Here is a 25,533-nt window from a genome sequence, read left to right as displayed (position 1 = left end):
TCAGTTCAGGTTGAACTGGAGGGGGTAACGCCCGTCCTCGAAATCGCCGAAAAGGTCGGCGAGGTCGGGATGGTCCACCGGCTCCCCGGAAGCATCGGGGACGAGATTCTGTTCCGACACGTATGCGACGTAATAGGAATGCTCGTTCTCGGCGAGGAGGTGGTAATAGGGCTGGTCCTTCGCGGGACGGCTTTCCTCGGGGATGGACTGGTACCATTCCTCGGTGTTGGAAAACATCGCGTCCACGTCGAAGACGACCCCGCGGAACGGGTGCTTTCTATGGCGCAGGACCTGGCCGAGATTGTATTTAGCCCGTGTCGACAGCATTGGATTGCAACCCCTTACTTTGCTTAGTAATCCCGACCGGCGGTGAATGTCCACCGTTCATGCTGATTCAGGCGGAAACAGTCCGTGACAATCATCCTGACAGTACTTCAGATCGTCGCGCCGGTCTTCATCCTTGCGGCTGTGGGCTTCGTCTGGGTCAAGGCGGGGTTCGAATACCGGGTGGAATTCGTCACGCGGCTGGCGATGACGCTTTCCGTGCCCTGCCTGATCTTCGTCGCGCTGATGCGCGCGGACGTCGATCCCTCGGCGCTCACCGCCATCTCGCTCGCGTCGCTCGTGGCCTATGCGCTGGTCACGGTCGCCTTGTGGATCATCGTCGCGGTTGGGCGGCTGGACCGTCGGACCTACCTTGCGCCGCTGATCTTCGGGAACACGGGGAACCTCGGCCTGCCGCTCGCCATGTTCGCCTTCGGCGAGACGGGGCTCGGGCTCGCGGTCGTGGTCTTCGCGATCATGGCGGTGATCTCCTTCACCTTCGGGGTCTGGCTGGTCGCGGGCGGCGGTTCGCCCATGCGCGTCGTGAAGGAGCCGATGGTCGGCGCGACGCTCCTCGGGGCACTCTTCCTCTGGCAGGGCTGGAAGACGCCGGACTGGATAACGAACACCCTGCAGCTTGCCGGGCAGATGGCGATTCCCCTGATGCTGATCACGCTGGGTGTCGCGGTGGCGCGGCTTCACCCGCGGGGTTTCGCGCGGCCGCTGATCCTGTCGCTCCTGAAAGCCGCGATCTGCACCGGGATCGCCTGGGGTGTGGGCCGGGCCTTCGGGCTGGAGGACGTCGCCTTCGCGGTGCTCGTGCTGCAGGTCGCGACACCGGTTGCGGTCACGTCCTACCTCCTTGCGGAGAAATACGCGGAGGATGCGGAATCCGTCGCGGGGCTCGTCGTTGTCTCGACGCTGACGTCGGTGTTCACGATTCCGCTGACGCTCGCCTTCCTGATCTGAAACCTGCAGCTTTGTGATTCCACGTTCTCGTGAAATCCCCTAAACTGCCGCAAAACAAGAATACGGCGAGAGGCAGATGAGCAGCTATCTTCGCGCGGCGCTGATACTATTGCTGGTCGCATCCTGCGGCGGCGGGAACTTTTCCGCGCCGCGAAATCTGGATGACGCCTGTTCGATCGTCAGCCAGCGACCCGAGTACCTGAAGGCCATGCGGCGGACGGAACGGCGCTGGGGTGTGCCGGTGCATGTGCAGATGGCCACGATCTACCAGGAATCGAAGTTCATCGGGAATGCGCGGACGCCGTTCCGCTATGCGCTGGGCGTGATCCCGATGGGCCGGCAGTCCTCCGCCTACGGCTATTCGCAGGCGCTGGACAACACCTGGGACGAATATCGCCGGGACGCGGGCCGCCGCAGCGCGAAACGCGACAAGATCGCGGACGCCACCGATTTCATGGGCTGGTACATGCACGGCACTTACGAAAAGCTCGGCATCCCGAAAAACGACGCGCAGAACCAGTACCTGGCCTACCACGAGGGCCGGTCCGGTTTCGCCCGCGGCAGTCATAACGAGAAGTCGTGGCTCCTTCGCGTCGCCGCAGATGTCGCCACCCGCTCCGAGATCTACCGTCAGCAGCTGATCGCCTGCCGGAAGGGCTGATGCCCCGTCAGCGGGTCCGCTGCTGGGTTTCGTAGGTGATGTTGAACAGGAAGGTGGAGAAGTCTCCGCCCATCTTCAGATCGTCGAGGACCACGCGAGTCTGGCCGCCCGCCTCGTCCGTGATGACCCATTCCCGAAGCTCGACCGGATCGTTGGAGAAAACGAGCTGGATCGTGCCGTATTCCGGGTTTTCGGGATCCTGCGCGATGACGATGGTACGGTCGCCCGCATCCTCGTGGCCGACGACCATCCTGGCCCGGCCGAGGTCCACTTTGTTGGCGAGGATCAGGTTCAGGGGCGTCTTCTTGAGCGGATACTGTTCGGGCGGCTGGTTCGACTTCGGGTCGAAGATCGCGACCTGCCCGCCGCCGGCGAGCACGAGTGTCCTGTCGGGCGGATCGTATTCGAACCGCACCCGCCCCGGGCGCTTGATGTAGAGCTTGCCGGACGAGCGTGAGCCGTCCGAGTTGATCTGGGTGAAGGTGGTCTCCGCCGTCCTGATACCGTTGAGGTAGTTCGACAGAACCGAGAGCGGAAGCTTCTCGGCCGAGGCCGGGAGGGCGAGGGCAAGCCACAGGAGCGGCAAGAGGGCGAGGCGCAGCATTTTCATGCCCCCTATCTAGCCCTTCCTCCCACCGTTGTAAGCCCCGCCCGGATCACATTCGCCTCAGCGGCGACCGCAGGCCCATGGAGCCGTTCGGACGCCTGCCGTTCAGTTGGCCTTCGGAAGAATTCGCCCCCCAGGATTCGGTGAATAGGGGCTGTTGTCCCGGAGAAAATCGGCGGTGACATCGGAGAGGAGAGGACCATAGTCGAAATGGTACAGCGGGTCCTCGAACATATCGTAGCCGAACCCGCCATTTCGCACCCACGCGCTTGTCGCCACGCCGTAGATCTTCCCCCGCTTCAACGGAACAAGGACGTCGCCTTCCGACACCATGACATCGGAGACTCGGGAACCGGGCTCTGCTTCAGGGTCGAATGTGAACTTCAGTCCCGAGACCTGGGGGAAACGCTCCGAAAGTTCTTCCCCGCTGGCGACGCCATGCTCCAGGGCTTCCAGAACCGTGGCGCCGGAGACCTGAAGCCACGCCAGTCTGTCCTCGCCGCGCAAGGATGCCCGGACATCCGGGAATGTCACGGCGCCGCCGTTGATCGATGTCAGAATTCCCGCCGCCGGGAGAACCGAGATCTGAACGCCTCGATCCCTTGCGTAGTGAAGCATCGCGTCGGTCACCAGGTTCCCCAACGCGCATTCACCAGTCCGGCAGGAATCCTGCTCGCCGTCGATTGGACCCGTTGCCTCGGCAATAGCCCTGGCACCCAGGTCAGCTAGCCGTTCCTCGGCTTCCGCTATGATCTTCGCGGTCGCCTCGTCGGCGGCTATGGCCGAATCCAGGAGGATCGGTTCACCACTTGCCTTCGTCACCGTTCCCTCATCATCGAACGTGACACGAAGGCTCCCGAGGTATTTTCCGTAGGGATACAGCTGCACGATCGCCGTCTTTCCGATCATTGTGGGGTATTTCCCCGATGCGGCGGGGTCCCGGTTCGACAGCAGGATGTGGCTGTGACCACCGACGATCACGTCGATGCCGTATGTCTCCCGTGCGAGCTCCTTGTCCATTTCGTAGCCCAGATGCGAAAGCACGATGATCTTGTTGACGCCGATACGGTCAAGACGCTCGACTTCCGCCCGAACGGCGCGGAACGGGTTGTCGAAAGACACGTTCTTTCCCGGCTGGGACATGCTGTGCATGTCCTGCAGGGTGACGCCGACAATGCCCAGCCTCTCGCCCGACCGCTCGATCACGGTCGAGCTCTGGATCGCGCCGGACAGTTCTGGCTCGTTTCCGACATCGATATTCGAGACAAGGACCGGAGCGTCGAGCAGCTCGCAGAACTGCCCCAGCACCTCGGCGCCCTCATCGAATTCGTGATTGCCCAGGGTCATCGCATCGTAGCCGAAGCCATTCATCATCTCGGCGGCAAGGCGGCCCCGGTAGTACCGGAAGAAATCGGTGCCCGAAAACTGATCGCCGGCGTCGAGCAGGATGGAGTTGTCCGAGCGCGCCCGGGCCTCAGCGATCGCCGTGGCCAGACGCGCCGCGCCGCCATAGCACGCCCCCTTCGCGTCGTCTGCTTCCGGGCAGTCGAGGCCATCGGCCGTTATTGGCTTGAAGCGTGAATGGAAGTCGTTCGTGTGCAGGATCGTCAGATCGAAGTCCGCAAGGCCGGGGCCCGTGCCGACCAGCAGGAATCCGAACGCCGCCAGTAGTCGAATTGACATGCACGCCTCGTAGCTTTTCGAGCGCCGCCGATCAGCCAGCCCGCCTCGACTGACGAAGCACGATTATCATGCTGGCTTCTTCAGGGCCACCGGTCGGAGCTATCTGCCGGACCGGGTGATCCGTGCATGCTGCTGGCGGCCGTTCGACCCAGGGTCCGCAAGGAGGCTGATTCAGGCCGGCAGGGCGATGGCGGGGTCGCGACGGAACACCGGAGGCGGCCATCTTTGCTGCGTCGAGACCGATCCGGGTGGACGCGGACGTGGTGGCCTTCTTCCGGGCGATGGGGCCGGCATCTGACGCGGATGAATGCGGTCCTGAGAACCTTCATGCTCGCCCGGCTGGCGGGCCTGGTGACGGGGCCGGAGGAGGTGCGCTGTGCGCCCACGCATGAGGAGGAGATGATGGAGCTCCGCCGCGAAATCCTCGACCACGCCATCGCCGAAACCGACGCCCGCGAGGCGCGGGAGAAGGCGGCGGAAGAGAAGAAGGACCTGGAGGCGCGGCGGGCGCTCCGGGATGCGCGGTTGGGGAAGTAGGGGGGCAACATTTGCCATATACACTTGGCCTTTGAAACCTGATAGGCTGCCAGCATGACGAAGACCATTGCCACTTCACGCAGCACCACGACGGGCCGGTTTTCCCCGAAGCCCTTGGGAAAGTCTAAGGCCGCAAAGTTCGCACAAGTTGAAGGTATCACCCTGACCGCGAAGTCGAAAAAAACCTTGGTGCGGCTTGAGGCGAGCGGTCTCAAGGGGGATGCCTTGCGAGCCGCCATTACCGGCACCTTTGAGAAAAAGCGGAGCGGATGAGCCGGTACGATGCGGCGGACGATCCGCTGTGCTATCCGGGTACCGGCGTTCTTCGCAACAAGGCGGGCCTGAAGGATCAGGACGAGCTCGACCAGTTCGAACAGTTGATGTTCCAGACCCGCGCCGAGGAACCTCTGCCGCCCGGCAATTTGGACTATGCGCACTACCGTGCAATCCACCACCACTTTTTTCAGGACGTGTATGACTGGGCGGGGAAACCACGCAAGATACGGACCGCCAAGGGTGGCAACTGGTTCTGCTTTCCCGAAAACATCGAACGCGAGATGGATAAGCTCTTTGCGGACCTCACAGCGGAGAACCATCTGGCCGACCTGAGAAGTATCGAGGCCTTCGCCGAACGCGCAAGCCACTTCATCGCCGAACTGAATGCGATCCATCCGTTCCGCGAGGGTAACGGGCGCTGCCAACTTACGTTGCTGCGTGAACTGATGGAACTTGCGGGCTTTCCGATGGACGAGGACCGGATCGATCCCGAGGGGTTCATGCAGGCGATGATCGCGAGTTTTTCGGGGAGGTTGGAACCCTTGGTGATCGCAGTTTCGGGGATGGTTCAGGGCAAGTAGTCGAGATAGAGTTTCTACTGCCCGTCCACGGCCATAACCCGCTCTTTAATTTTCTGCTCTTTCGCAATCGGACAGCAGCAGGCGCTTTGTTTCTCCTTTCGCCGATTTTATCTCCCGCACTACCAAATTAAGTTTCTTCGGCAGAGAGTTTGTGCTGCCATGGTGGGACCAAGTGACATATCTGAGACTAGCTCCCGGAAAATCTCCATCCGGCCGAAACGGAATTATTCTACCGTGCTGATCGGAGAACACCCTTCCGTTGCGAGTGATTGAGTTAAACCTGGTCACATTCCCTGTGATGGTAGAGCTTCCGGGGTTTTCCTCTCGTGTGTTGACCCAATCTTTAGAATCCTGATCGAATACTATGAGATCGGACCTCGGTCTCTCCAATGATATCGTGGTAACTCCGTCTCCAATGGGCCGGTGCGCCCTCTGTAGGCTACCTTCAAGCGTTTCAGCAAGCTCGTCGAAAAAGGGTTCATCTTTATCGATTGCTTTCCTAATTGCTGCCGTTTCGGGTTCACCACTGAAAACACCCGTTGCTTTCTTGAACACCGCTTTTATGAAATCATAAAAAACTGGTGCCGCCGCACCGGCAATCACTGGATACTGCTCGACTAAAACTACAAGATCGACTAAGAAGCTCCCTTGGCGGGCCGGCAGAAGAAAGAACTCTGCGCTGCGAGCTGCTGTAGCCCTAGTAACAATTTTTCCTGACACATAAGCGTGCGTTGCAATTTGTACGGCTTGCGCCAACCCTTGAATAGATGTCGCGCCATCATAAAGTGGCAGCTTTCCTTCTCCTGCGACTTGCCCACGATATCTAATCCTCAACCCAAACTTTTTTTTGTTCCATGCGCCGATCCGTTCGAGAGTCAGCGAATTTGAATATCGTTGTTGCGGAACTTACAAGCTAAAATTGATTGCCGTCTGGAGGTTCTCCCTAAAGGTGCTGCGGAGTGAGCCCTACTGCTCCGGCACCAGTATCTCCCGCTTGCCGACATGGTTGGCGGCGGAGACGAGCCCCTCCTCCTCCATCTGCTCCACCAGCCGCGCGGCCTTGTTGTAGCCGATGCCGAGCTTGCGCTGGATGTAGGAGGTCGAGACCTTGCGGTCGCGCAGCACGACCTGCACCGCCTGGTCGTAGAGCGCGTCCTCGCCGTCTGTGTTGCCGCCGAGCCCGAGGACGAGGTCGATGTCGGCCTCCTTCTCCTCGTCGGGGCCCTCCACGACGCCGGACATGTATTCAGGGGGGCCGAAGCTCTTCAGGTGGGTCACGATCTCCTCGACCTCTTCGTCCGACACGAAGGGGCCGTGGATGCGGGTGATGCGCGAGCCGCCGGCCATGTAGAGCATGTCGCCCATGCCGAGGAGCTGTTCGGCGCCCATTTCGCCGAGGATGGTGCGGCTGTCGATCTTCGAGGTGACCTGGAAGGAAATGCGGGTCGGGAAGTTCGCCTTGATCGTGCCGGTGATGACGTCGACCGAGGGGCGCTGGGTCGCCATGATGAGGTGAATGCCGGAGGCGCGGGCCATCTGGGCGAGGCGCTGGATGCAGGCCTCGATCTCTTTCCCGGCCACCATCATCAGGTCGGCCATCTCGTCGACGATGACGACGATGTAGGGCAGCGCGACCGGCATGAATTCCTCGGTCTCGAAGACCGGATCGCCGGTTTCCTCGTCGAAGCCGGTCTGGACGGTGCGCTTGAACATCTCGCCCTTCGACAGCGCCTCGCGGACGCGGCCGTTGTAGCCCTCGATGTTGCGGACGCCCATCTTGGACATCTTGCGGTAACGCTCCTCCATCTCGCCGACCACCCACTTCAGCGCGACGACGGCTTTCTTGGGGTCGGTGACGACGGGAGAGAGAAGGTGCGGGATGCCGTCATAGACGGAAAGTTCCAGCATCTTCGGATCGATCATGATGAGCCGGCATTCCTCGGGAGAGAGCTTGTAGAGGAGCGAGAGGATCATCGTGTTGATCGCGACCGACTTGCCCGAGCCGGTGGTGCCGGCGATCAGGAGGTGGGGCATCTTGGCGAGGTTCGCGACCACGGGTTCGCCCGAGATGTCCTTCCCGAGAGCGAGGGGCAGGCGCATGTTCGAGTCGCCGAAATCGCGCGCCGCGAGGATCTCGCGCAGGACGACCTTTTCGCGGTGGGCGTTCGGAAGTTCGATCCCGATGACCGAGCGGCCCGGCACGGTCGAGACGCGGGCCGAAAGCGCGGACATCGAGCGCGCGATGTCGTCGGCAAGCCCGATCACCCGGCTGGCCTTGAGGCCCGGGGCGGGTTCAAGCTCGTACATCGTGACCACGGGGCCGGGGCGGACCGAGACGATCTCGCCCTTCACGCCGTAGTCGTCGAGCACGGATTCGAGCATCCGCGCGTTTTCCTCCAGTGCCTCGTCCGAAAGCTGGTGACGCTGGATCGTGACCGGGTTCGTCAGCAGCGACAGCGGCGGAGCCTCGTATTCGGCGGCCTTGGGTTCGTCGAACTTCAACCGGGGCTGCGCTTCGGCCTGGGCCTGGCGCGAGGGAGCGAGCGTCTTCTTGGACGAATGCTGCACGACCCGGCGCGGCGCGGCGGGGGCCGCGGGCGCGTAGGCGTAATCGGGCTCCATCTCGTCGTCCTCGACGTCGAGATCGGCGTAGGCGAGGTCTTCGTAATCGTCCTCGGTCTCGAACAGGGGCTTGGCCGAGAGGGGCTCCGGCGCGTCGCGCTGCGGAGCCGGCGCCGCGGCAGGAGCGGCCATCGGCGCGAGGTTCGGGCCCGCCGAAGCGGCTCGCGCGGCGGTGAGCGGCGGTTCGGCGCGGAGCGCGCCGGGAAGGGGGCGCGGCGCGGAGGCTTCGCTGCGCGACTTGACAGCGTCGGCGATGCGCGCGCGGATCCGTTCGGCGCTGGGCGCTTCGGCCTCGTAGGCGCTGCGGGGCGCGGTGCGTTCGATCAGTTCGGGTTCCAGATAGAACTCCGGATCGGGATCCGCCGTGCGGCGCATCAGCGACGGCATGCGGGCGAAGAGGCCGGTCCGCTCTGCCGGAGGCTGCGGCGCGGGGGCCGGTTCGGCGGCGTAGCGCGGTTCGGCCCGCAGGACACGGGCTTGGGGTGCGGTGGCGGGGGCCGCGGTCAGCGAGGCGTCGCGGCGATGGGACAGCGCCTCCTCCCGTGCCGTGGCGCGGCGTTCACGGTAGTCGCGCGCGGCGGCGGCGGAGGCCCGCGCGCCCTTTCCTGCAAGGCTCAGACCATGCGCGTAGGCCATGACCGTTCCGAGAAGCAGGAAGCGCCAGATCGTGCGCAGTTCGCGGTTGTCGAAGCCGGTGACGAAGGCGGCCATCGCCAGCATCGCGACGCCCATGATGACCGAGAGGACCTTGAGGCCGAAGGTCGCCGTGACCGGCACGACGCCGAGGACGGCCCCCAGAACGGTGTCGCCGAAGAGCCCGCCGAGGCCGAAGCTGTGTACCCAGTCGCCGCCCGGGAGCAGCGTGGAAGCGTAGACGGAGGCCAGCGCAATCGCGATCGGCGCGAAGATCACGCGGGACAGCGCGCGTTCCTCGCCACGGTGCAGGACGAAGCGGAGGCCCCAGGCGGCGAGGACGACGGCGATACCCCAGGAGGCATGGCCCGAGATGACATAGAGCGGCGAGGCGACCGATGCGCCGAAGCGGCCAAGGAGGTTCTGCGCCGGCGCGTCGGTCGCGACCAGCCAGTTCGGGTCGTCGGGCGAATAGCTGCCAAGGAGCATCGCGACCAGAAGACCGGCCACGATCAGCGCCACGCCGAACAACTCCTTGCCGCGACGTTCGACCACGGCCTGCATGTTCTGGTCCAGAAGCGGGTCACGCTCTCTCGCCTGATAGGATGCCATGTCTACCCCGTCCTCAGTTGTACAGGCAGTCGCGGAGCCGCGAGAGCCCGCGCCCCATGTCTTCAAGTGGGGCCACCATCGCCACGCGGATGTAGCCCTGGCCCGGATTGAATCCTTCGACTTCGCGCGAAAGGTAGCCGCCGGGCAGGACCCGCACTCCCGTCTCGCGCCAGAGTTTCAGCGCCGCGGCCTCGCCGTCCTCGACCGGCAGCCAGAGGAAGAAGCCGCCCTCCGGCCCCTCGTAGCCCGGCACGCCCTCGAGGATCTCGTCGGCGGCTGCGTATTTTTCCTGATAGAGCGCGCGGTTCGCCTCCACATGAGCCTCGTCGGCCCAGACCCGTTCGGAAACGCGCTGGATCGGCAGCGGCAGGGGCGCGCCTGCATAGGCGCGAAGCTGGCGGATGCGCGCGATGGAGCCCGGCCCGCCCGCGACGAAGCCGGAGCGCAGGCCCGGCAGGTTCGACCGCTTGGACAGCGAATGGAAGGTCAGGACCCGTTCCGCATCGGCGCCGGTTTCCTGTGCGACTTCCAGCACGCCGGGCGGCGGGGCCGTGCGCCAGATCTCGGAATAGCATTCGTCGGCGAAGATGCGGAAATCGTGCTTCTCGGCCAGCCGCAGGAGCCCGGCCCAGTAGTCGCGGGAAGCGACCGCACCCTGCGGGTTGGAGGGAGAGCAGAGATAGGCGACGGCCGTGCGCTCCAGGATATCGGAAGGCAGGAGGCCGAAATCCGGCAGGAAGCCGTTATCCGCAGTTGCCGGGACGTAGACCGGTTCTGCGCCGATGGTCAGCGCCGCCACCGCGTAGACCTGATAGAAGGGGTTCGGCATCAGGACGACCGGCCGCTTGCCGCCCTTCTTCTCGGGGCAAAGCGCGAGAAGCGCGTTGAACAGCCCTTCGCGCGTGCCGTTCAGTGCCATCGCCTGCTCTGCGGCGTCGATCCGAACGCCGTAGCGGCGGTGCAGCCAGTCGCCGATCGCGGCCAGAAGCTCCGGCGTGCCCTCGTTCGGAGGGTACTTGCCGAATTCCGCGAGGCTTTCGGCGAGGATCGGGCCGATGAAGTCCGGCATGGGGTGCTGCGGCTCGCCGATGGTCATGTGAATGACCTCGCCGCCCGCGGGATGCACGTCGAGAAGCTTCCGCAGACGCGGAAACGCGTAGTCTGGCAGGTTCGAAAACCGCTCGGGAAACACCATTACTGCCTCGGTTTCGGGATCATTGCGCCCCGTTTTCGGAAACTTTAGCCAATGGCGGGCCACGGGTCCAGAAAAAGGGATGCTTTCCCAAGGCTTGACCCGGACAAGTGTGGCATTCCGGCCCGTCGGCCTCAGGCGAGGGCCGCTTCGGCGGCGGCGCCGAGGCGGAGCAGGCGTTCTTCCTGCATGGGCCTGCCAAGGAACATGATCCCCGCAGAGGGAAGGCCCGTTGGCAGCGTCAGCGCCGGGACCTCCATCAGGTTGCCGACCCTCGTATTGCGGAGCGTCAGGAGGTTCGCGCGGACGTAGAAATCGCTGTCCGCGAGAAGCCGTTCCGTCTCCGGCGGCGCGATCGGCGCGGTGGGCAGGATCACGGCGTCGTAAGGGGCGACGGCCTTGGCCCAGTCCGCGCGAAGTTCCCGAAGGCGGCGCCAGGCGGTGACGAAATCGGCGGCCGTCACCCCCGCGCCGGAGCGGAAGCGTTCGAGAATCGGGGGAAACATCTTTTCCGGCGACGCTTCGATCGCGGTGCGCCAGATGCCGTAGGCCTCGGGCGTGTAGAGAATCGCGGAAAGGCCGAGCGCGTCGTCGGCGGCCGCGACCTTCGCGTCGTCGATCCGGGCGCCGGCGGCCTCGAGCCGGGACACGGCGCTTTCGAAGCCCGCGCGGGGAACCTCGTCGAGATCCTCGAGCGCCTTGCCCTCTAGGACGAGAAGGCGGACGCCCTCGAGCGTGGCACCGGAAAGGTCGGCGGGGCGGCAACCCTCCAGCGCCGCGAGGAGTAGCGCGGCATCCTCGACGGTCTTCGTTAGGGGACCCACGGTGTCGAAGCTTTCGACGAGCGGCACGACGCCCCGGCAGGAGAGCCGGCGGAGCGTCGTCTTCAGGCCGACGAGGTCCTGCCAGGCGGCGGGGATGCGCACCGATCCGCCCGTGTCCGAGCCGATCGCGGCGGGCGCGAGGCCCATGGCGACGGTGGCCGCAGCGCCGGAGGAGGAGCCGCCGGGCACGACCTTCGGATCGTTCACGTTGGGCGGTGTCGCCGTGACCGGGTTCAGGCCGAGGCCGGAAAACGCGAGTTCCGACAGATGCGTCTTGCCGAGGCAGACGAGGCCCGCCTGGGTCGCGTTCACCAGCACGTCGGCGTCACGTTCGGGCACGCGGCCCTTCAGCAGCGCGCTTCCCGCCTCGGTCGCGACGCCTGCCGTGTCGTAGTTGTCCTTCCAGGAAACCGGCACGCCATCGAGCGGCCCGCGGCGGTGGCCGGCCTTCGCCCTGATCCGCGCGGCCTCGGCTTCGGCAAGCGCGCGTTCGGCCGTCAGCCGTGCGTAGATCCGGTTCATCTCCGGATGCGCACGGGCCCGGTCGAGAAAAGCCGCAGCAAGCTCAACCGGGTCGATCTCGCCCGCGCCGATCGCGCGGCCGAGTTCCGCCGCGCTCATCCCAGACCAGTCCTGCATCATGCCCTCGCAAGGTTTCGCGCGATGGACGGTAGCGATACGGGGCAGCATGGACAATCCCGCAGCCGCAGCCATATTGGCCGGCATGGATACCGATTCAGACGTGATCATCGCGGGCGGCGGGCTCAATGGCCCGGCGCTGGCGCTTGCACTGGCCCGGGCGGGGCTGAGCGTGACCGTAGTGGACGCCCAGCCGCCGCGCTTGCGCGCCGAGGCCGAGTTCGACGGGCGCGCCTACGCGCTGGCGCTCGCCTCGAAGCGGCTTCTGTCGGCCATAGGGGTCTGGGACCACGTGGCAGGCAGCACGCAGCCGATCCTCAGGATCATCGCAAGCGACGGGCGCCCAGGCGAAGGCCCCGCGCCTTTCTTCCTCGATTTCGACGCCGCCGAGATCGAGGAAGGCCCGATGGGCTACATGCTGGAGGACCGGTTTCTTTACGCAGCTTTCCTCGACGCCATGGAGGCGGAGACAGGGATCACTCTCGTTCCAAGGACCACCGTGACCGGGCAAGAGCCGGGCCCAGCGACGATCAGCGTGACGTTGTCCGACGGGCGGAGCCTGTCAGGGCGGGTGCTCGCGGGGTGCGACGGGCGCCAGTCGGGTACGGCGCAGCGGGCGGGAATCAGCCGCTCCGGCTGGGGCTACGGCCAGATCGCCGTGGTCTGCGCGGTGGATCACGAACGCCCGCACGAAGGCACGGCCCAACAGTTCTTCATGCCGACGGGGCCGCTTGCGATCCTGCCACTGCCCGGCAACCGCTCCTCCATCGTCTGGAGCACGACCGAGGAAGAGGCGAAGGCAGTCATGGCGCTGGACGACGCCAGTTTCCTCGACGTGCTCAGGCCCCGGTTCGGGGACTACCTGGGCGAGATCAGTCTCGCCGGCCCGCGTTTCACCTATCCCTTGAACCTGACGCTCGCGAATTCCTACGTCGCGCCGCGCGTGGCGCTGGTCGGCGACGCGGCGCACGGCGTTCACCCGATCGCCGGGCAGGGGCTGAACCTTGGCCTTCGCGACGTGGCGGCGCTGGCGCAGGTGCTGGTCGAAGCTGCGCGGCGGGGCGAGGATATCGGCACAATCGACGTGCTGGAGCGTTACCAGAGCTGGCGGCGTTTCGACTCGACGATCCTTGCGCTTGGCATGGACGGGGTGAATCGGCTCTTTTCCAACGACAACCCGCTCCTGCGTGGCGTCCGCGACTTGGGGATGGGGATCGTCAACGCGATCCCTTCCCTTCGGCGCGGCTTCATGCGGCAGGCGGCGGGCCTCAAGGGCGACCTGCCGCGCCTTCTGGAGGGGCGGCAGATCTGAGGCTCAGGCGCCTTTCAGCCCGATCGCACGGGTTTCGGAGAGCGTGAGCGAAGTCGAAAGCGCCTCGGGGTCCAGGCGAAGCTCGATCACCGCCGGCAGGCCGGAGGCACGCGCCCGCTCGAAGGCGGCAGGGAAGTCCTCGGTCCGCTCCACCGTCTCGCCGTGGCCGCCATAGGCCCGGGCGAGCGCGGCGTAGTCGGGGTTGGCGAGTTGCGTACCGGAAACCCGGCCCGGGAAGTTCCGTTCCTGGTGCATCCGGATCGTGCCGTACTGGCCGTTGTTCGCGACGATGGTGATGACGGCTGCACCGTATTGCGCGGCGGTCGACATCTCGTTCAGCGTCATCTGGAAACAGCCGTCGCCTGCGAGGCAGACGACCGTTCGCCCCGGGTTTTCAAGCTTCGCGGCGATGGCGGCAGGAAAGCCGTAGCCCATGCTGCCCGAGGTCGGCGCGAGCTGGGTGCCGTAGCCCTTGTAGCGGAAGTAGCGGTGCAGGAAGGCCGCGTAGTTTCCCGCGCCGTTCGTCAGCACCGCGTCATCTGGCACGTTGTCCGACAGCCAGCGGATCACCTGCTCCATCCTGACCGCGCCGGGCGTTTCCTTGGGCTGCTGCCAGGCCTCGTACTCGGCGCGCGCGGCCTTGGCCCAGTCGTCCCAGCGCCGCGGCGCTGGCGTGTCGGCAAGCGCGGCGGTCATCTCGACGGCGTCGGCGACGATGCCGAGATCGGGGCGGAAGACGCGACCGAGTTCGGAGGCGTCGGGGTGGACGTGAACGATCGTCTTGCCGGGGTCCGCCGGGTGCATGAGTTCATAGCCACGGGTCAGGTTGTCCCCGATCCGCGCGCCGAGGACCAGGATCAGGTCGGCGTCCTGCAGCCGCTTGCCGAGCTTCGGGTTCATGCCGACGCCAAGGTCGCCCGCGTAATTCGGGTGACGGTTGTCCATGTGGTCCTGCCGGCGGAAGGGGACGGCGACCGGAAGGCCCCAGCTTTCCGCGAAGCGGGCGAGGTCGGCGGCGGCCCCGGCGTTCCACCGGCTGCCGCCGGCGATGACGAGGGGGCGTTCGGCCTTCGCCAGCGCCTTGGCCACGGCGGCGGCTTCGGCGGCGCTGACGCCCGGCGGCACCGGGGCGGGAGCGGGAAGGTCAGGGACTTCGGCACTGGAGGACAGCATGTCCTCTGGCAGCGCGAGCACGACAGGGCCGGGGCGGCCGGAGGTGGAGATGTGGAAGGCGCGCGAGACGTATTCGGGGATGCGCTCCACCTGGTCGATCTCGGAGGCCCATTTCGCGACGGTTCCGAACACGGCGCGGTAATCGACTTCCTGGAATGCCTCGCGGTCGCGGTGGTCGCGGGCGATCTGGCCGACGAAGAGGATCATCGGGGTCGAGTCCTGTTTCGCGACATGCACGCCCGAGGACGCGTTCGAGGCACCGGGTCCCCGCGTGACGAAGGCGACACCCGGGCGGCCCGTCAGCTTGCCCGTCGCCTCGGCCATCATCGCCGCGCCGCCTTCATGCCGGCAGACGATGTTCTGGATGTCGGCGTCGTGCAGACCGTCAAGCGCCGCGAGGAAACTTTCGCCGGGAACCGAGAAGACCCGCCTCACTCCCTGACGCACCAACTGGTCCACCAGGATCTGCCCGCCGTGCCGCATTGCCGCCTCCGCCATCCGCCGTCGCCACGGACCTTGCGCGAGGCTGAGGGCAAGGGCAAGCCCACCCGGAATCCCGCTTACCGGTTTCAGTGTTCGACGCTAGGATCCGGGCATCGCCGCGCGACAGGAGATCGCCATGACTTCCCCGGACGAAAGCCTCGATCTTGAACTGCGCCGTCACCTCGCCGCGCCGCGCGCCAGTCTCTGGCGTTGCTGGACGGAGCCGGAGCTTCTGAAACAGTGGCTCTGCCCGAAGCCGTGGGGCGTCTCGACCTGTGTCGTGGATCTGCGTCCCGGAGGGAGGTTCCTCAGCACGATGCTGAGCCCGGAGGGCGAGGAGTTCCCGAACGACGGGGCTTGGCTCGAGGTCGTGCCGGGGGAGAGGCTCGTGTTCACCACCGCGCTCCGCGAAGGCTGGCGGCCGTCGGCCGCCAAGATCCATGACCTTGCCATGACCGCGGTCCTCAGCTTTGCCGATGCGCCTGGCGGGGGCACCAGCTACCACGTGCGGGTGATGCACGCCGATGCCGAGGGCAAGGCGCGGCACGAGGCGATGGGGTTCCACGAGGGCTGGGGCGTCACGACCGACCAGCTCGAAGAACTGGCGTTGACGCTATGAGCACGACGGGCGGCGTTCGACGGCTGACCGATGCGATGGACCCGGCGCGGGCGCAGGCGCTGGCCGCCACGCTGGGAATCGGCTTCGACGCGGATGCGGCCCTGCCGCCTTTCGCGCATCACATCTACTTCTGGGAGGCGCTGCCCGAGGCCGAGCTTGGCCGCGACGGCCACCCCGCGCGGGGCGCGTTCCTGCCCGACCTCGGCCTGCCGCGACGGATGTGGGCGGGCGGTCGGCTGGAGTTTCCCGCGCCGCTTTGCGCCGGGCGGCCGGCCGAGAAGACCTCGGTCATCGAAGCGGTGGAGAGGAAGCAGGGGCGCAGCGGGCCGCTGGCCTTCGTGACCATCCGGCACGAGATCCGGCAGCAGGGGCGGCTTTGCGTCGCCGAGTGGCAGAACGTCGTCTACCGGGAGGATCCGGCGCCTGGGGCTCCGGCGCCGGTGCCGCCCGCCGCGCCGGAGGGCGCGGAAGAGACGGATGTGCTGAGGTTTTCGACCACCAAGCTCTTCCGTTACTCGGCACTGACCTTCAACGGACACCGCATCCACTACGACCTCGATTACTGCCGCGAGGTGGAGGGCTACCCGGGCCTGATCGTCCACGGCCCGCTTCTGGCGCAGCACCTGATGCTGATGGCGGCCGCGCGGGGGGCGCTGAGGCACTTCCGCTACCGGGCCACCGCGCCCCTTTTCCATTTCGAGACGGCGACATTCGCTCGGGCGGGCGCGAAGCTCTGGGTCGCGGGGCCGGACGGGCGGCTCTGCATGGAGGCCGAAGCGGGCTGAGCCGTCAGAGGAAGAAGCGCAGGACCACGGGCGCGATCAGTGCGGTCAGGACTGCGTTCAGCCCCATGCCGATCCCGGCGAAGGCTCCCGCCGTTTCATGCACCTGGAAAGCGCGGGCGGTGCCGATGCCGTGGGCCGCAACGCCGACCGCGAAGCCCCGGGCGCGCCAGTCCGTGAGCCGCAGCGCGTTCAGAAGGGGGGTCGCCACGACGGCCCCGATGATCCCGGTCAGAAGCACCAGGACGGCGGTCAGCGTCGGCGCGCCGCCGAGTTTCTCGGATATCCCGATCGCGACCGGCGCGGTCGTCGATTTCGCGGCGAGCGAGGCGAGCACCGCGCCATCGACCCCGAAGGCCTTCGCCACCGCAAGCGCCGAAAGGACCGCCGTCAGGGAGCCTGCGAGAAGCCCCGCCGTCATCGGCAGAACGGCGCGGCGTACGTGGGCGAGGTTCGCGTAGAGGGGGGCGGCCAGCGCCACGGTCGCGGGGCCAAGCATGAAGTGGACGAACTGCGCGCCCTCGAAATAGGTGCGGTAGTCGGTGCCGGTGGCGAAGAGCACGACCGCGAGGAGAATCACGGCGATGAGCACCGGGTTGACGAGGGGCTTCCTCCCCGAGGCGCGGGAGGCCGCGTCGCCGATCGCATAGGCGATGAGGGTGAGCGTGAGCCAAAGAAGCGGCTCCCGCGCGAGGTAGGACCAGATCAGCGCGGCGTCAGACATCGCCCCTGTCCCCCGTGATGCGGGCCACCGCCGCGAAGGTCAGCGCGCCGACGGCGATGGCGAGGATGGTGGAGACCACGAGCGCCACGAAGATCCCCAGGCCCTCGTCGCGCAGGACGCCCATATGGGCGACGACACCCACGCCGGCCGGGACGAAGAGAAGCGACAGATGGGCGAGAAGCCCCTGCGCCGTCGGGCGGATCGCCGCGGCGAGGCGTGGCGAGGCGAGGAAGGCCGCGACAAGCGCGACCATGCCGAGCACCGGGCCGGGAAGCGGCAGGTCGAAGGCGCGCGCGGCGGCTTCGCCCGCGAGCTGGAAGGCGAGGATCGTGGCGAGTGCGGGGATCATGCTCTGGCTCCGTGTGCGGCGGTGACACGAGCCTAGCGGCGGGCGGGCGCGGCGCAAGGGCTTGCGCGGCAAGGAAAAGGGCCCCCGGATCGATCCGGGGGCCACAGTAAAGGCGGGCGAAGGGAGAACGCCCGCCGGGAGGTCATTCCGCCGGGATGGCGGCCGCGCTTCCGGGTTGGTCGAAGTGTCGGCGGAAGCGGGAAAGGGCGGAAAGGTTCCGGATCAGCGGCTTGACGTCGAGAAAGCCGAAGACGGCGATCCCGGCCATGGCGACCGCCGCGGCGATCTTGAGCGCGGTGCTGTCGCCCCGGAGGACGCGCGCGATGTCCTCGAAGACGGGCACGCTCTGGCCGGGGTGCGGCACCCAGAATATCAGGTACATGAAGAAAGTGACCGTCAGGCCCCCCGCCCCCAGCGAAGCGAGGAAATGAAGCGGCGAGTAGCTGTCCGCAGGCCGGTTTGTGGTCGGTTGCATGCGCACCCTAAACATTCCTGGATTTGAATGTGAATATACGAATATGTCCAGCCATGCACTGCGACATCCTGACCGGGGACGAAGCGCCTTTCTGGCCCCGGGTTTCGTGGCCCCGGGGGCAATATCTTGGGGATAAGCGGCGGGTTGTCGCCAGATCGGGTGGTCAAAGGTTGACTCGCGGGAGTGCCCTGCGAAGGATTGCAGACCTGTCGGAATCAGAGCCGAGTCGATCAATTGCGTTTCACCCGCCTGCGCCTCAACGGTTTCAAGAGCTTCGTCGACCCGACGGAACTCGTGATCCATGACGGGCTCACGGGCGTCGTCGGGCCGAACGGCTGCGGCAAGTCGAATCTCCTCGAAGCCCTGCGCTGGGTGATGGGCGAAAACCGCCCCACGGCCATGCGCGGCGAGGGGATGGAGGACGTGATCTTCGCCGGCGCGGCTTCGCGGCCGGCGCGGAACTTCGCGGAAGTGGCGTTGATGATCGACAACGCGGAACGCCTCGCGCCCGCCGGGTTCAACGACTCCGACCACCTGGAGATCGTGCGGCGGATCACGCGAGACGCGGGCTCCGCCTACAAGGTCAACCTGAAGGAGGTCCGCGCGCGGGACGTGCAGATGCTGTTCGCGGATGCCTCGACCGGCTCGCATTCGCCGGCGCTGGTGCGGCAGGGGCAGATCGCGGAACTGATCAACGCGCGGCCGAAGAACCGGCGGCGCATCCTTGAGGAGGCGGCGGGCATTTCCGGCCTCTACCAGCGGCGCCACGAGGCGGAACTGAAGCTTTCCGCGACGGAACAGAACCTCGCCCGCGTTGACGACGTGGTCGAACAATTGGCGCAGCAGCTTCAGCAGCTTGCCCGCCAGGCGCGGCAGGCGGCCCGCTACCGCGAGATCGGCGAGGAACTGCGTCGCGCGGAGGGGATGCTTCTCTACCGTCGCTGGCGCGAGGCGGATGACGCGCGCGTCGCCGCGGAGGCGAGCCTCAGGGAACGTGTGACGCAGGCTGCGCAAGCGGAAGGCGCAGCGCGGGCCGCAGCCAAGGCGCGCGCGCAGCGGGAAGAAGCGCTGCCGCCCCTGCGCGAGGAGGAGGCGATTGCCGCCGCCGTCCTGCAACGGCTCCAGGTGCAGCGTGACACGCTCAAGGACCAGGAACAGCGCGCGATCCAGGCGATCGAGACGCTCAAGGGCCGGATCGAGCAGCTGGTCCGCGACATGGAGCGAGAAGAGGCGCTGAACCGGGACGCGGGCGAGACGATCGCGCGGCTGGAGTGGGAACAGGCGCAGATCGCCAAGGCTTCCGAGGGGCATGAGGACAGGCTGTCGGCCGCGGCGGACGCCTCGCACGAGGCCGCGCAGGTCCTGGCGTCGCGGGAATCGGCGCTGTCCGAGCTGAACGAGGACGTGGCGCGTCTGTCGGCGCGGCATCAGTCCGCGCACCGTCTTCTGGCGGATGCCAAGTCGACCGTGGACAGGAACGAGGCCGAGGTCGCCAAGGCCCGCGCGGCGGCGGAGGAGGCCGCAGCGGCGCAGGCCCGCGCGGCCGAGGAATTTGCCCGGGCCGAAGCGGCCGAGAACGAGGCACGCGCGGCGGCGCACGCGGCCGAAGCGGCGCTTGCCGAGGCCGACGATGCCCGGGGCGAGGCACAGTCGCGGGAGGCGGAGGCACGCGCCGCCCGGTCCGAGGCCGAGGGCGAGGCCAACGCGCTGCGCGCCGAGGCCGCGGCGCTTGCCAAACTCGTCGAGCGGGAGGCCGCGACGGGCCACCAGCTTCTCGACCGGGTCCGGGTGGAAAAGGGGTTCGAACGTGCGCTTGGCGCGGCGCTCGCCGACGATTTGCGCGCGCCGGAAGTATCGGGCGACGGCGGATCGGGCTGGGGGGTGCTGCCGGCCTATGCGCAGGCGCAGACCCTGCCCGAGGGCGTGAAGGCGCTGTCGAACCATGTCACCGTGCCGGAGGTTCTGGCGCGAAGGATCGGCCAGATCGGGATTGTCGCAACGAAGGCCGAGGGCGCGCGGCTGCAGGCGGCGCTGCAGCCGGGCCAGCGGCTGGTCACGGCCGAGGGCGACCTCTGGCGCTGGGACGGGTTCCGCGCGGCGGCGGAGGACGCACCATCGGCGGCGGCGCTGCGGCTTCAGCAGCTGAACCGGCTATCCGACCTCAAGCGCGACCTCGAGGAAGCGTTGGGCCGGGCGGAAGGCGCGCGGCAAGCCCACGAACTTCTGACGGTTCGGCTGGCCGCCGCGACGGAGGCGGACCGGAAAGCCCGCGAGGCGCGGCGCGAGGCGGACAGGATCGTGGCGGAAGCGAGCCGGGCGCTGTCGAAGGCCGAGGCGGATCGTTCCATCGCCGGTGGCAAGGTGGAAAGCGCACGCCTTGCCGCGGCGCGCCACGACGAGGAGGCGTTGGGCGCGCGGGCGCGGCTGAAGGAGGCAGAGGCCGCGGTGAAGGCGCTGCCGGACCTGGATGCGGCGCGGGCCGAGGTCGAGGATGTGAAGCTCACGGTCGAGGCGGCCCGGATGACGATGCTCGCCAAGCGGTCGGCCCATGACGAGGTGCGCCGCGAGGGCGAGGCGCGCGTGCGCCGCCGGCAGGAGATCGTCAAGGAGATCTCGGGCTGGAAGCACCGGTTGGAGACGGCCGGCAAGCGGATCGCGGAACTGACCGAGCGGAAGGGCGAAAGCGAGGCGGAGCTGAAGGAGGCGAGCGCCGCGCCTTCCGAGATCGCGGCGAAGCGGGAAGAGCTTTCCGACGCCATCGAGGCCGCCGAGGCCCGGCGCCAGACCTCCGCCGACCGGCTGGCGGAAGCGGAGACCGCACTTCGTGAGGCGGCAATGGCGGAACGCGATTCTGAACGTGCCGCAGGCGAAGCGCGGGAGGCCCGCGCCCGTGCCGAGGCGCGGGCGGAAGCGGCGCGCGAGACGGTCGCCTATGCCGTGGAACGCATCCGCGAGGAGACGGAGTCCATGCCATCAGACCTGCTGGCAAGCCTCGACGCCGACCCTGGCGAAATGCCCTCGGCGGAGACGCTCGACCACGACGTGAACCGCCTGAAGCGGCAGCGCGACGCGCTCGGTGCCGTTAACCTGCGCGCCGAGGAGGACGCGCGCGAGGTGCAGGCCGAACATGACAACCTCGTCGCCGAGAAGGCGGACCTGGAGGAGGCCATCAAGAAGCTCCGGTCGGGCATCGCGGGCCTGAACCGCGAGGGGCGCGAGCGGCTGCTGACGGCCTTCGAACAGGTCAACTCCAACTTCCGCAACCTCTTCACCCATCTCTTCGGCGGCGGCGAGGCGAACCTCGTCCTCGTTGAAAGCGACGATCCGCTGGAAGCTGGGCTCGAGATCATGTGCCAGCCGCCGGGGAAAAAGCTCTCGACGCTGTCGCTCCTGTCGGGCGGCGAGCAGACGCTGACGGCGCTGGCGCTGATCTTCGCGGTCTTCCTCGCGAACCCCGCGCCGATCTGCGTTCTCGACGAGGTGGACGCGCCCTTGGACGACGCGAACGTGACGCGGTTCTGCGACCTCCTCGACGAGATGACGCGGCGGACGGACACGCGGTTCCTGATCATCACCCACCACGCGGTCACGATGAGCCGGATGGACCGGCTCTTTGGCGTGACGATGCAGGAACAGGGCGTGAGCCAGCTAGTCAGCGTGGACCTGAAGCGGGCCGAGCAGCTGGTGGCCTGAGCCGGTCCTCACATCCGATCGCGCGGATAGGCCTGCGTCAGCTCGATGCTGTAGGTCCAGGCGAGCCCTGCGTTCTTCCAGCCGTTCACGGTGCGATGGCCGGCATGGGGCCCCGTCTTCGCCTTGTCGCCTTCGAAGCCGTCAAGGACCGAGTACACGTTGGTGTAGCCAATCTCGTAGAGCTGGTTCGCCGCCTTCGCGCTGCGTGTGCCGGAGCGGCAGAGCAGCACGATCGGCGTGTCTTTCGTGACATCGTTTTCCATTGCGTAGGCCTCGAACTCCATCAGGAAGTCCGGATTCTGCGCAAGCTTGTAGCCGTGCGAGTCCGGGTCGAAGACCGGCGGTACGGCCATTTCCATGTAGGGAATGTTGACGTTCGCCCGCGTGGGCAGTCCGAGGAAGGCGACTTCCGCGCGCGTGCGCACGTCGATCAGGATTGCATGGTCGTCCTTCAGCAAGTCGTCGGCTTCGGTGGCCCAGAGGTAGAGCCCGGCCCTGGTCTGCTTGGCCTCGGGGATGTCCTGAGCGGCCGCCTGGCTGAAGCTCAACGCCGCGAGGGCGAGCGCCGCGAAGGTCAGGCGGGACCCGCGCGATACCGGAGCAAGTGGTTTCATGTCGTTCTTCTCCAGTGATTTGTTGCTGTTGTCGTTCCCTTTACGCTGGTCGTCCGGGGGCGGAGCGCACCCCGGATCGAAGCATGCCAATCGCGCCCGGCCGTCGCGCCTCCCATGTGGGAGGGGAGGCGATCAGGGTCTGTGTCGGATCGGGATTCCGTGTTAGGCTCCCGACTTTGCTGCTTGTTGTGCATTCCCCGCGTGGACAGGTTGATGCTGGAAAAGCGGTTCATTGAAATCGTGGAGCGGTGCTACGCCTCGCTGGAGGACCCCTGTTGCCTTGAGGAGGCGCACGATCTCATCGGCCAAAGCATCGGAGCGGATGCGGGCGACATCGTGACGGAAGCCAGCTTCTCGAATTCGATCGAAACGCATGGAAGCTTCGGTTTCGATCCGGACTTCCTGAAGAACTATGACAGCGAGTTCCTCGGCAAGAACCCCTGGGCGGAAAATCTCGCGCTCCTGTCCCGCAACCGGTTCCACACCGACGCGGAAGATTCGCCGGACTTTGCGCGCAGCGCCTATTTCAACGAATGGGTCCGGCCGCAAGGGTTCCACCACTCGGTTGGAGCAATCCTGAACGAAGACGCCGGGCAGGTGACGTGGGTGGGCTATGTGCGGAATGCCGGCCGTGCGCCGTTCGAGGCGGAGATCGCCTTCCTCGGCCGGCTCCTGCCGCATCTTCGCCGGACGGTCTCGCTCTCGAACCGGATCTCCTGCCTGCATGGCGAATGGGCGAGCCTCAGCGCCGTGTTGTCCGCTCTGAAGCTTCCGGTCCTCGTGGTGGACGGGGCGCAGAGGGTGGTCTTCTTGAACGAGGCGGCAGAACGCTTCGTGAGGCGGTCCCGTCAGGTCGGTATCACGCGGAGTGGCGTCCTGACGGCCACGGGTGCCGCGGGCGAAAGGCTTCGGGTGGCGCTGGACCGGGCGGCTCGGATCCTGGACCGGGCCGACATGCCCCCGGACCGGACCATTCTGGTCGAGGATGACCGAGAGGCGGTCGCCGCGACGGTCATACCCTTGTGCGGCTGGCAGACGGCCACGGTTCCCGCAGGCCGCGCGGCGGTCGTTCTGTGCGGGTTCGATCCGGAGACGATGCCGGATCTGAGCGCATTCGCAGCCCGGCACGGACTGACCGAGACGGAGACGGAACTGGCCCGGCACATCGCCTGCGGCAAGGGCGTCGCAGACTTCGCGCAGCAGAAGGGCATCGCGGCAAGCACGGTGCGGTGGCATCTGAAGAACCTCGAGGCGAAGGCGGGCGTCTCGCGCGTCGAGCAGCTGGTGGCGGCGATCCATGCGAGCATCCTGCCGGTCGCGAACGGGGCGACTGAGGCCGTGATCCATCGATTGGGGGGTGACCCTTCCCTTTCTTGACCAGGTCTACTCGCCCCGGCAATCTCGGAACGGGGGCGGAAGAGGAAGCAAAATCATGACCTTGACCTTCGCGCGCGCCGCGCTGGCCGCCGCTTTCGCAATGGCGGCGGTTCCGTCCCAGGCAGAGAACCTCCGGGCCTCGGACCCCGATGCGGTGATGCTCGCCATGCAGAAGGAAGGGTTCCTCGTCACCCGCGAGACGGCGGACGATGGAACGCCGAAGCTCGTCTCGCGCGTGTCGGTCTCGCGGTTCCAGGTCTATTTCTACGGCTGCGACAAGGCCGGCGAATCCTGCACATCGATCCAGTTTTCGGCGGGCTACGATCTCGACGCGCCCATGTCCGCCCTGAAGACGAACCAGTGGAACTCCGAGAACCGCTATTCCCGCGCCTTCATCGACGACGAGGGCGACCCCTATCTGAAGCTGGACCTCTCGCTCTTTGGCGACGGCACCGGACAAGAGAACTTCGGCGAGGTTCTCGACCTGTGGCGGCTGCTCGTTGAGGATTTCGAGGATTTCATCGACTGGTAGGCGCGGCTAGAGCCGCGACAGGAGGTCCCGCGTCGGCCAGGCGTCGGCGGGCAGGCCAAGGCGCATCTGTTCCTTCTGCACCGCCGAACGGGTAAGCGCGCCGAGAATGCCGTCGATCGCGCCGACGTCGTGGCCCCGGGCGGCGAGCTTCTTCTGCAGGCTCTTCATCTCGGCATCGCTCAGCGCCGGATCCGGGTTTCCGGCGTCGAACACGGGCGCACCCTCCAGGCGGGTTGCGAAATAGGCCGCCGTCGTGACGTAGACGAAGCTCTGGTTCCACTCGAAGAAGACGCGGAAGTTCGGGTAGGCGAGGAAGGCAGGCCCCTTCCGCCCCATGGGCAGGAGGACCGAGGCCCTGAGGCCACGAGGCAGGCTTCCGGAGCGCGGCTTCACCCCCATCGCGGCCCATTGGTTGGTGGTCAGCTCCGTGTCGAGCCCGGTTTTCGACCAGTCGAGGTTCTGGGGCACGGTGACTTCCTGAAGCCAGGGCTCGCCCGGGCGCCAGCCGAGGCCGCGCAACATCTTCGCCCCGGACATGAGCGCGTCGGGCGGCGAGGTCTTGAGGCTCACGTGCCCGTCGCCGTCGCCGTCGACTCCGTTCACGAGGATGTCCTCGGGCAGCATCTGCACCATCCCGATCTCGCCCGCCCAGGCGCCGGTGGTGCGCGCGGGGTCGAAATCGCCGCGTTCGTAGAGCTCGAGTGCGGCGAAGACCTGCGGCCGGAACAGGTGCGGCCTGCGGCAATCGTGCGCGAGCGTGACGAGCGCGTTCAGAGTGTTGAAATCCCCCTGGACCTGCCCGTAGTCGGTCTCCAGCGCCCAGAAGGCCAGGAGAACGCCGGGGGAAACGCCGTAGTCGGACTTGATCCGGTTGAAGACGGCCGCCCATTTCTGGGCGTTACGCTGGCCGTTGGTCATCCGGTTCTGCGAGATGACGGCACGGGCGAACTCTGCGAAGGTCTTCTTGAAGATGCCCTGAGCGCGGTCGGCGCGGATCACCTTCGGGTCCTGCCGGACCGAGGCGAAGAACGCATCGACCGTGGATGGCGCGTGGCCCATCCGCACCGCCTCCGCCTTCATTTCACGGACGAAGCCGCCGAAGTCGCCGCCGCAGCTCGCCGCCTGGCCCATGCCGGGCAGGAAAGAGATCGCGAGGACGGACAAGGCGGCGTGCAGGCGCATGAAAACCTCCGGGATCTGCCGGAAGGGAGATTAGCAGCCAAAGGGGACGAGGCAACCG

Annotated in this window: 24 protein-coding genes; 11 read left to right on the top strand and 13 right to left on the bottom strand. The window is 66.7% G+C overall.

What is annotated here, in order from left to right; translation table 11 throughout:
• Entirely contained in the window at positions 1 to 327 is a 327-nt protein-coding gene (hspQ, locus tag ABCN56_RS07710; RefSeq protein WP_343080227.1) for a heat shock protein HspQ, read from the bottom strand.
• Between the two features lie 84 nt (positions 328 to 411).
• Between hspQ and ABCN56_RS07705 the strand changes: the two genes are divergently transcribed.
• Complete coding sequence (locus ABCN56_RS07705; RefSeq protein WP_343080226.1) at positions 412 to 1,293, top strand: AEC family transporter; 882 nt, start codon at positions 412 to 414, stop codon at positions 1,291 to 1,293.
• A gap of 76 nt (positions 1,294 to 1,369) precedes the next feature.
• On the top strand, positions 1,370 to 1,954 hold the full coding sequence (locus tag ABCN56_RS07700; protein ID WP_343080225.1) for a transglycosylase SLT domain-containing protein: 585 nt from the start codon (positions 1,370 to 1,372) through the stop codon (positions 1,952 to 1,954).
• A 7-nt stretch (positions 1,955 to 1,961) separates the two neighbouring features.
• Here the strand turns inward: ABCN56_RS07700 and ABCN56_RS07695 are convergent, their stop codons facing one another.
• Positions 1,962 to 2,564, bottom strand: coding sequence for a LolA family protein (locus ABCN56_RS07695; RefSeq protein ID WP_343080224.1), 603 nt, complete (start codon positions 2,562 to 2,564; stop codon positions 1,962 to 1,964).
• Between the two features lie 102 nt (positions 2,565 to 2,666).
• On the bottom strand, positions 2,667 to 4,244 hold the full coding sequence (locus tag ABCN56_RS07690; protein ID WP_343080223.1) for a bifunctional metallophosphatase/5'-nucleotidase: 1,578 nt from the start codon (positions 4,242 to 4,244) through the stop codon (positions 2,667 to 2,669).
• Between the two features lie 303 nt (positions 4,245 to 4,547).
• On the opposite strand from ABCN56_RS07690, the gene ABCN56_RS07685 reads away from it, so the two are divergent.
• From ABCN56_RS07685 to ABCN56_RS07675, 3 genes are read left to right on the top strand one after another with little or no spacing between them, the layout of a single operon-like run.
• The gene (locus ABCN56_RS07685; RefSeq protein WP_343080222.1) at positions 4,548 to 4,781 is read left to right on the top strand and encodes a hypothetical protein; all 234 of its coding nucleotides are present in this window, start codon (positions 4,548 to 4,550) and stop codon (positions 4,779 to 4,781) included.
• Between the two features lie 54 nt (positions 4,782 to 4,835).
• Positions 4,836 to 5,054 carry a hypothetical protein gene (locus tag ABCN56_RS07680; RefSeq protein ID WP_343080221.1) on the top strand — a complete coding sequence of 73 codons (219 nt, stop codon included), beginning with the start codon at positions 4,836 to 4,838 and terminating at the stop codon, positions 5,052 to 5,054.
• The gene (locus tag ABCN56_RS07675) at positions 5,051 to 5,638 is read left to right on the top strand and encodes a Fic/DOC family protein (protein WP_343080220.1); all 588 of its coding nucleotides are present in this window, start codon (positions 5,051 to 5,053) and stop codon (positions 5,636 to 5,638) included. The genes ABCN56_RS07680 and ABCN56_RS07675 overlap by 4 nt, the downstream gene beginning before the upstream one ends.
• 45 nt (positions 5,639 to 5,683) lie before the next feature.
• On the opposite strand, the gene ABCN56_RS07670 is transcribed toward ABCN56_RS07675, so the two are convergent.
• The 4 genes from ABCN56_RS07670 to ABCN56_RS07655 all read right to left on the bottom strand — a co-directional run bounded on the left by ABCN56_RS07670 (position 5,684) and on the right by ABCN56_RS07655 (position 12,160).
• Positions 5,684 to 6,472, bottom strand: a complete 789-nt coding sequence (locus ABCN56_RS07670; RefSeq protein ID WP_484214019.1) for a DUF7946 domain-containing protein — start codon at positions 6,470 to 6,472, stop codon at positions 5,684 to 5,686.
• Between the two features lie 132 nt (positions 6,473 to 6,604).
• Complete coding sequence (locus ABCN56_RS07665) at positions 6,605 to 9,505, bottom strand: DNA translocase FtsK (RefSeq protein ID WP_343080218.1); 2,901 nt, start codon at positions 9,503 to 9,505, stop codon at positions 6,605 to 6,607.
• Positions 9,506 to 9,518: 13 nt separating this feature from the next.
• Positions 9,519 to 10,700 (bottom strand): aminotransferase class I/II-fold pyridoxal phosphate-dependent enzyme, encoded by a 1,182-nt coding sequence (locus ABCN56_RS07660; protein ID WP_343080217.1) that lies wholly within the window; start codon positions 10,698 to 10,700, stop codon positions 9,519 to 9,521.
• Positions 10,701 to 10,831: 131 nt separating this feature from the next.
• Entirely contained in the window at positions 10,832 to 12,160 is a 1,329-nt protein-coding gene (locus ABCN56_RS07655) for an amidase (protein WP_343080216.1), read from the bottom strand.
• An 85-nt stretch (positions 12,161 to 12,245) separates the two neighbouring features.
• On the opposite strand from ABCN56_RS07655, the gene ABCN56_RS07650 reads away from it, so the two are divergent.
• Complete coding sequence (locus ABCN56_RS07650; RefSeq protein WP_343080215.1) at positions 12,246 to 13,472, top strand: FAD-dependent monooxygenase; 1,227 nt, start codon at positions 12,246 to 12,248, stop codon at positions 13,470 to 13,472.
• Positions 13,473 to 13,475: 3 nt separating this feature from the next.
• On the opposite strand, the gene ABCN56_RS07645 is transcribed toward ABCN56_RS07650, so the two are convergent.
• Positions 13,476 to 15,128, bottom strand: coding sequence for a thiamine pyrophosphate-binding protein (locus ABCN56_RS07645; protein WP_343081451.1), 1,653 nt, complete (start codon positions 15,126 to 15,128; stop codon positions 13,476 to 13,478).
• Between the two features lie 136 nt (positions 15,129 to 15,264).
• Between ABCN56_RS07645 and ABCN56_RS07640 the strand changes: the two genes are divergently transcribed.
• The gene (locus ABCN56_RS07640) at positions 15,265 to 15,747 is read left to right on the top strand and encodes an SRPBCC family protein (RefSeq protein ID WP_343080214.1); all 483 of its coding nucleotides are present in this window, start codon (positions 15,265 to 15,267) and stop codon (positions 15,745 to 15,747) included.
• Entirely contained in the window at positions 15,744 to 16,532 is a 789-nt protein-coding gene (locus tag ABCN56_RS07635; protein ID WP_343080213.1) for an HTD2 family dehydratase, read from the top strand. The genes ABCN56_RS07640 and ABCN56_RS07635 overlap by 4 nt, the downstream gene beginning before the upstream one ends.
• Before the next feature lie 4 nt (positions 16,533 to 16,536).
• On the opposite strand, the gene ABCN56_RS07630 is transcribed toward ABCN56_RS07635, so the two are convergent.
• From ABCN56_RS07630 to ABCN56_RS07620, 3 genes are all read right to left on the bottom strand, one after another.
• Positions 16,537 to 17,253 carry an LrgB family protein gene (locus tag ABCN56_RS07630; RefSeq protein WP_343080212.1) on the bottom strand — a complete coding sequence of 239 codons (717 nt, stop codon included), beginning with the start codon at positions 17,251 to 17,253 and terminating at the stop codon, positions 16,537 to 16,539.
• The gene (locus ABCN56_RS07625) at positions 17,246 to 17,602 is read right to left on the bottom strand and encodes a CidA/LrgA family protein (RefSeq protein WP_343080211.1); all 357 of its coding nucleotides are present in this window, start codon (positions 17,600 to 17,602) and stop codon (positions 17,246 to 17,248) included. The genes ABCN56_RS07630 and ABCN56_RS07625 overlap by 8 nt, the downstream gene beginning before the upstream one ends.
• A 142-nt stretch (positions 17,603 to 17,744) precedes the next feature.
• Complete coding sequence (locus tag ABCN56_RS07620; RefSeq protein ID WP_343080210.1) at positions 17,745 to 18,077, bottom strand: hypothetical protein; 333 nt, start codon at positions 18,075 to 18,077, stop codon at positions 17,745 to 17,747.
• A 234-nt stretch (positions 18,078 to 18,311) separates the two neighbouring features.
• Here ABCN56_RS07620 and smc point away from each other — a divergent pair, with 234 nt between their 5' ends.
• A complete protein-coding gene (gene smc / locus ABCN56_RS07615) occupies positions 18,312 to 21,770 on the top strand; it encodes a chromosome segregation protein SMC (RefSeq protein WP_343080209.1) in 3,459 nt (1,152 codons plus the stop codon).
• Positions 21,771 to 21,778: 8 nt separating this feature from the next.
• Here the strand turns inward: smc and ABCN56_RS07610 are convergent, their stop codons facing one another.
• Positions 21,779 to 22,384: a rhodanese-like domain-containing protein gene (locus ABCN56_RS07610; protein WP_343080208.1), complete on the bottom strand. Its 606-nt coding sequence runs from the start codon at positions 22,382 to 22,384 to the stop codon at positions 21,779 to 21,781.
• A 201-nt stretch (positions 22,385 to 22,585) separates the two neighbouring features.
• On the opposite strand from ABCN56_RS07610, the gene ABCN56_RS07605 reads away from it, so the two are divergent.
• Both ABCN56_RS07605 and ABCN56_RS07600 read left to right on the top strand, forming a co-directional pair.
• Positions 22,586 to 23,761, top strand: coding sequence for a helix-turn-helix transcriptional regulator (locus ABCN56_RS07605; RefSeq protein WP_343080207.1), 1,176 nt, complete (start codon positions 22,586 to 22,588; stop codon positions 23,759 to 23,761).
• A gap of 55 nt (positions 23,762 to 23,816) precedes the next feature.
• On the top strand, positions 23,817 to 24,293 hold the full coding sequence (locus ABCN56_RS07600) for a YbjN domain-containing protein (RefSeq protein WP_343080206.1): 477 nt from the start codon (positions 23,817 to 23,819) through the stop codon (positions 24,291 to 24,293).
• A 6-nt stretch (positions 24,294 to 24,299) separates the two neighbouring features.
• Here the strand turns inward: ABCN56_RS07600 and ABCN56_RS07595 are convergent, their stop codons facing one another.
• Positions 24,300 to 25,475 (bottom strand): lytic murein transglycosylase, encoded by a 1,176-nt coding sequence (locus tag ABCN56_RS07595; RefSeq protein ID WP_343080205.1) that lies wholly within the window; start codon positions 25,473 to 25,475, stop codon positions 24,300 to 24,302.
• Positions 25,476 to 25,533: the final 58 nt, after the last annotated feature.

The organism is Ostreiculturibacter nitratireducens, from assembly GCF_032670585.1.
Lineage (GTDB): Bacteria > Pseudomonadota > Alphaproteobacteria > Rhodobacterales > Rhodobacteraceae > Ostreiculturibacter > Ostreiculturibacter nitratireducens.
This window is presented reverse-complemented; position numbering and strand designations above follow the sequence as displayed.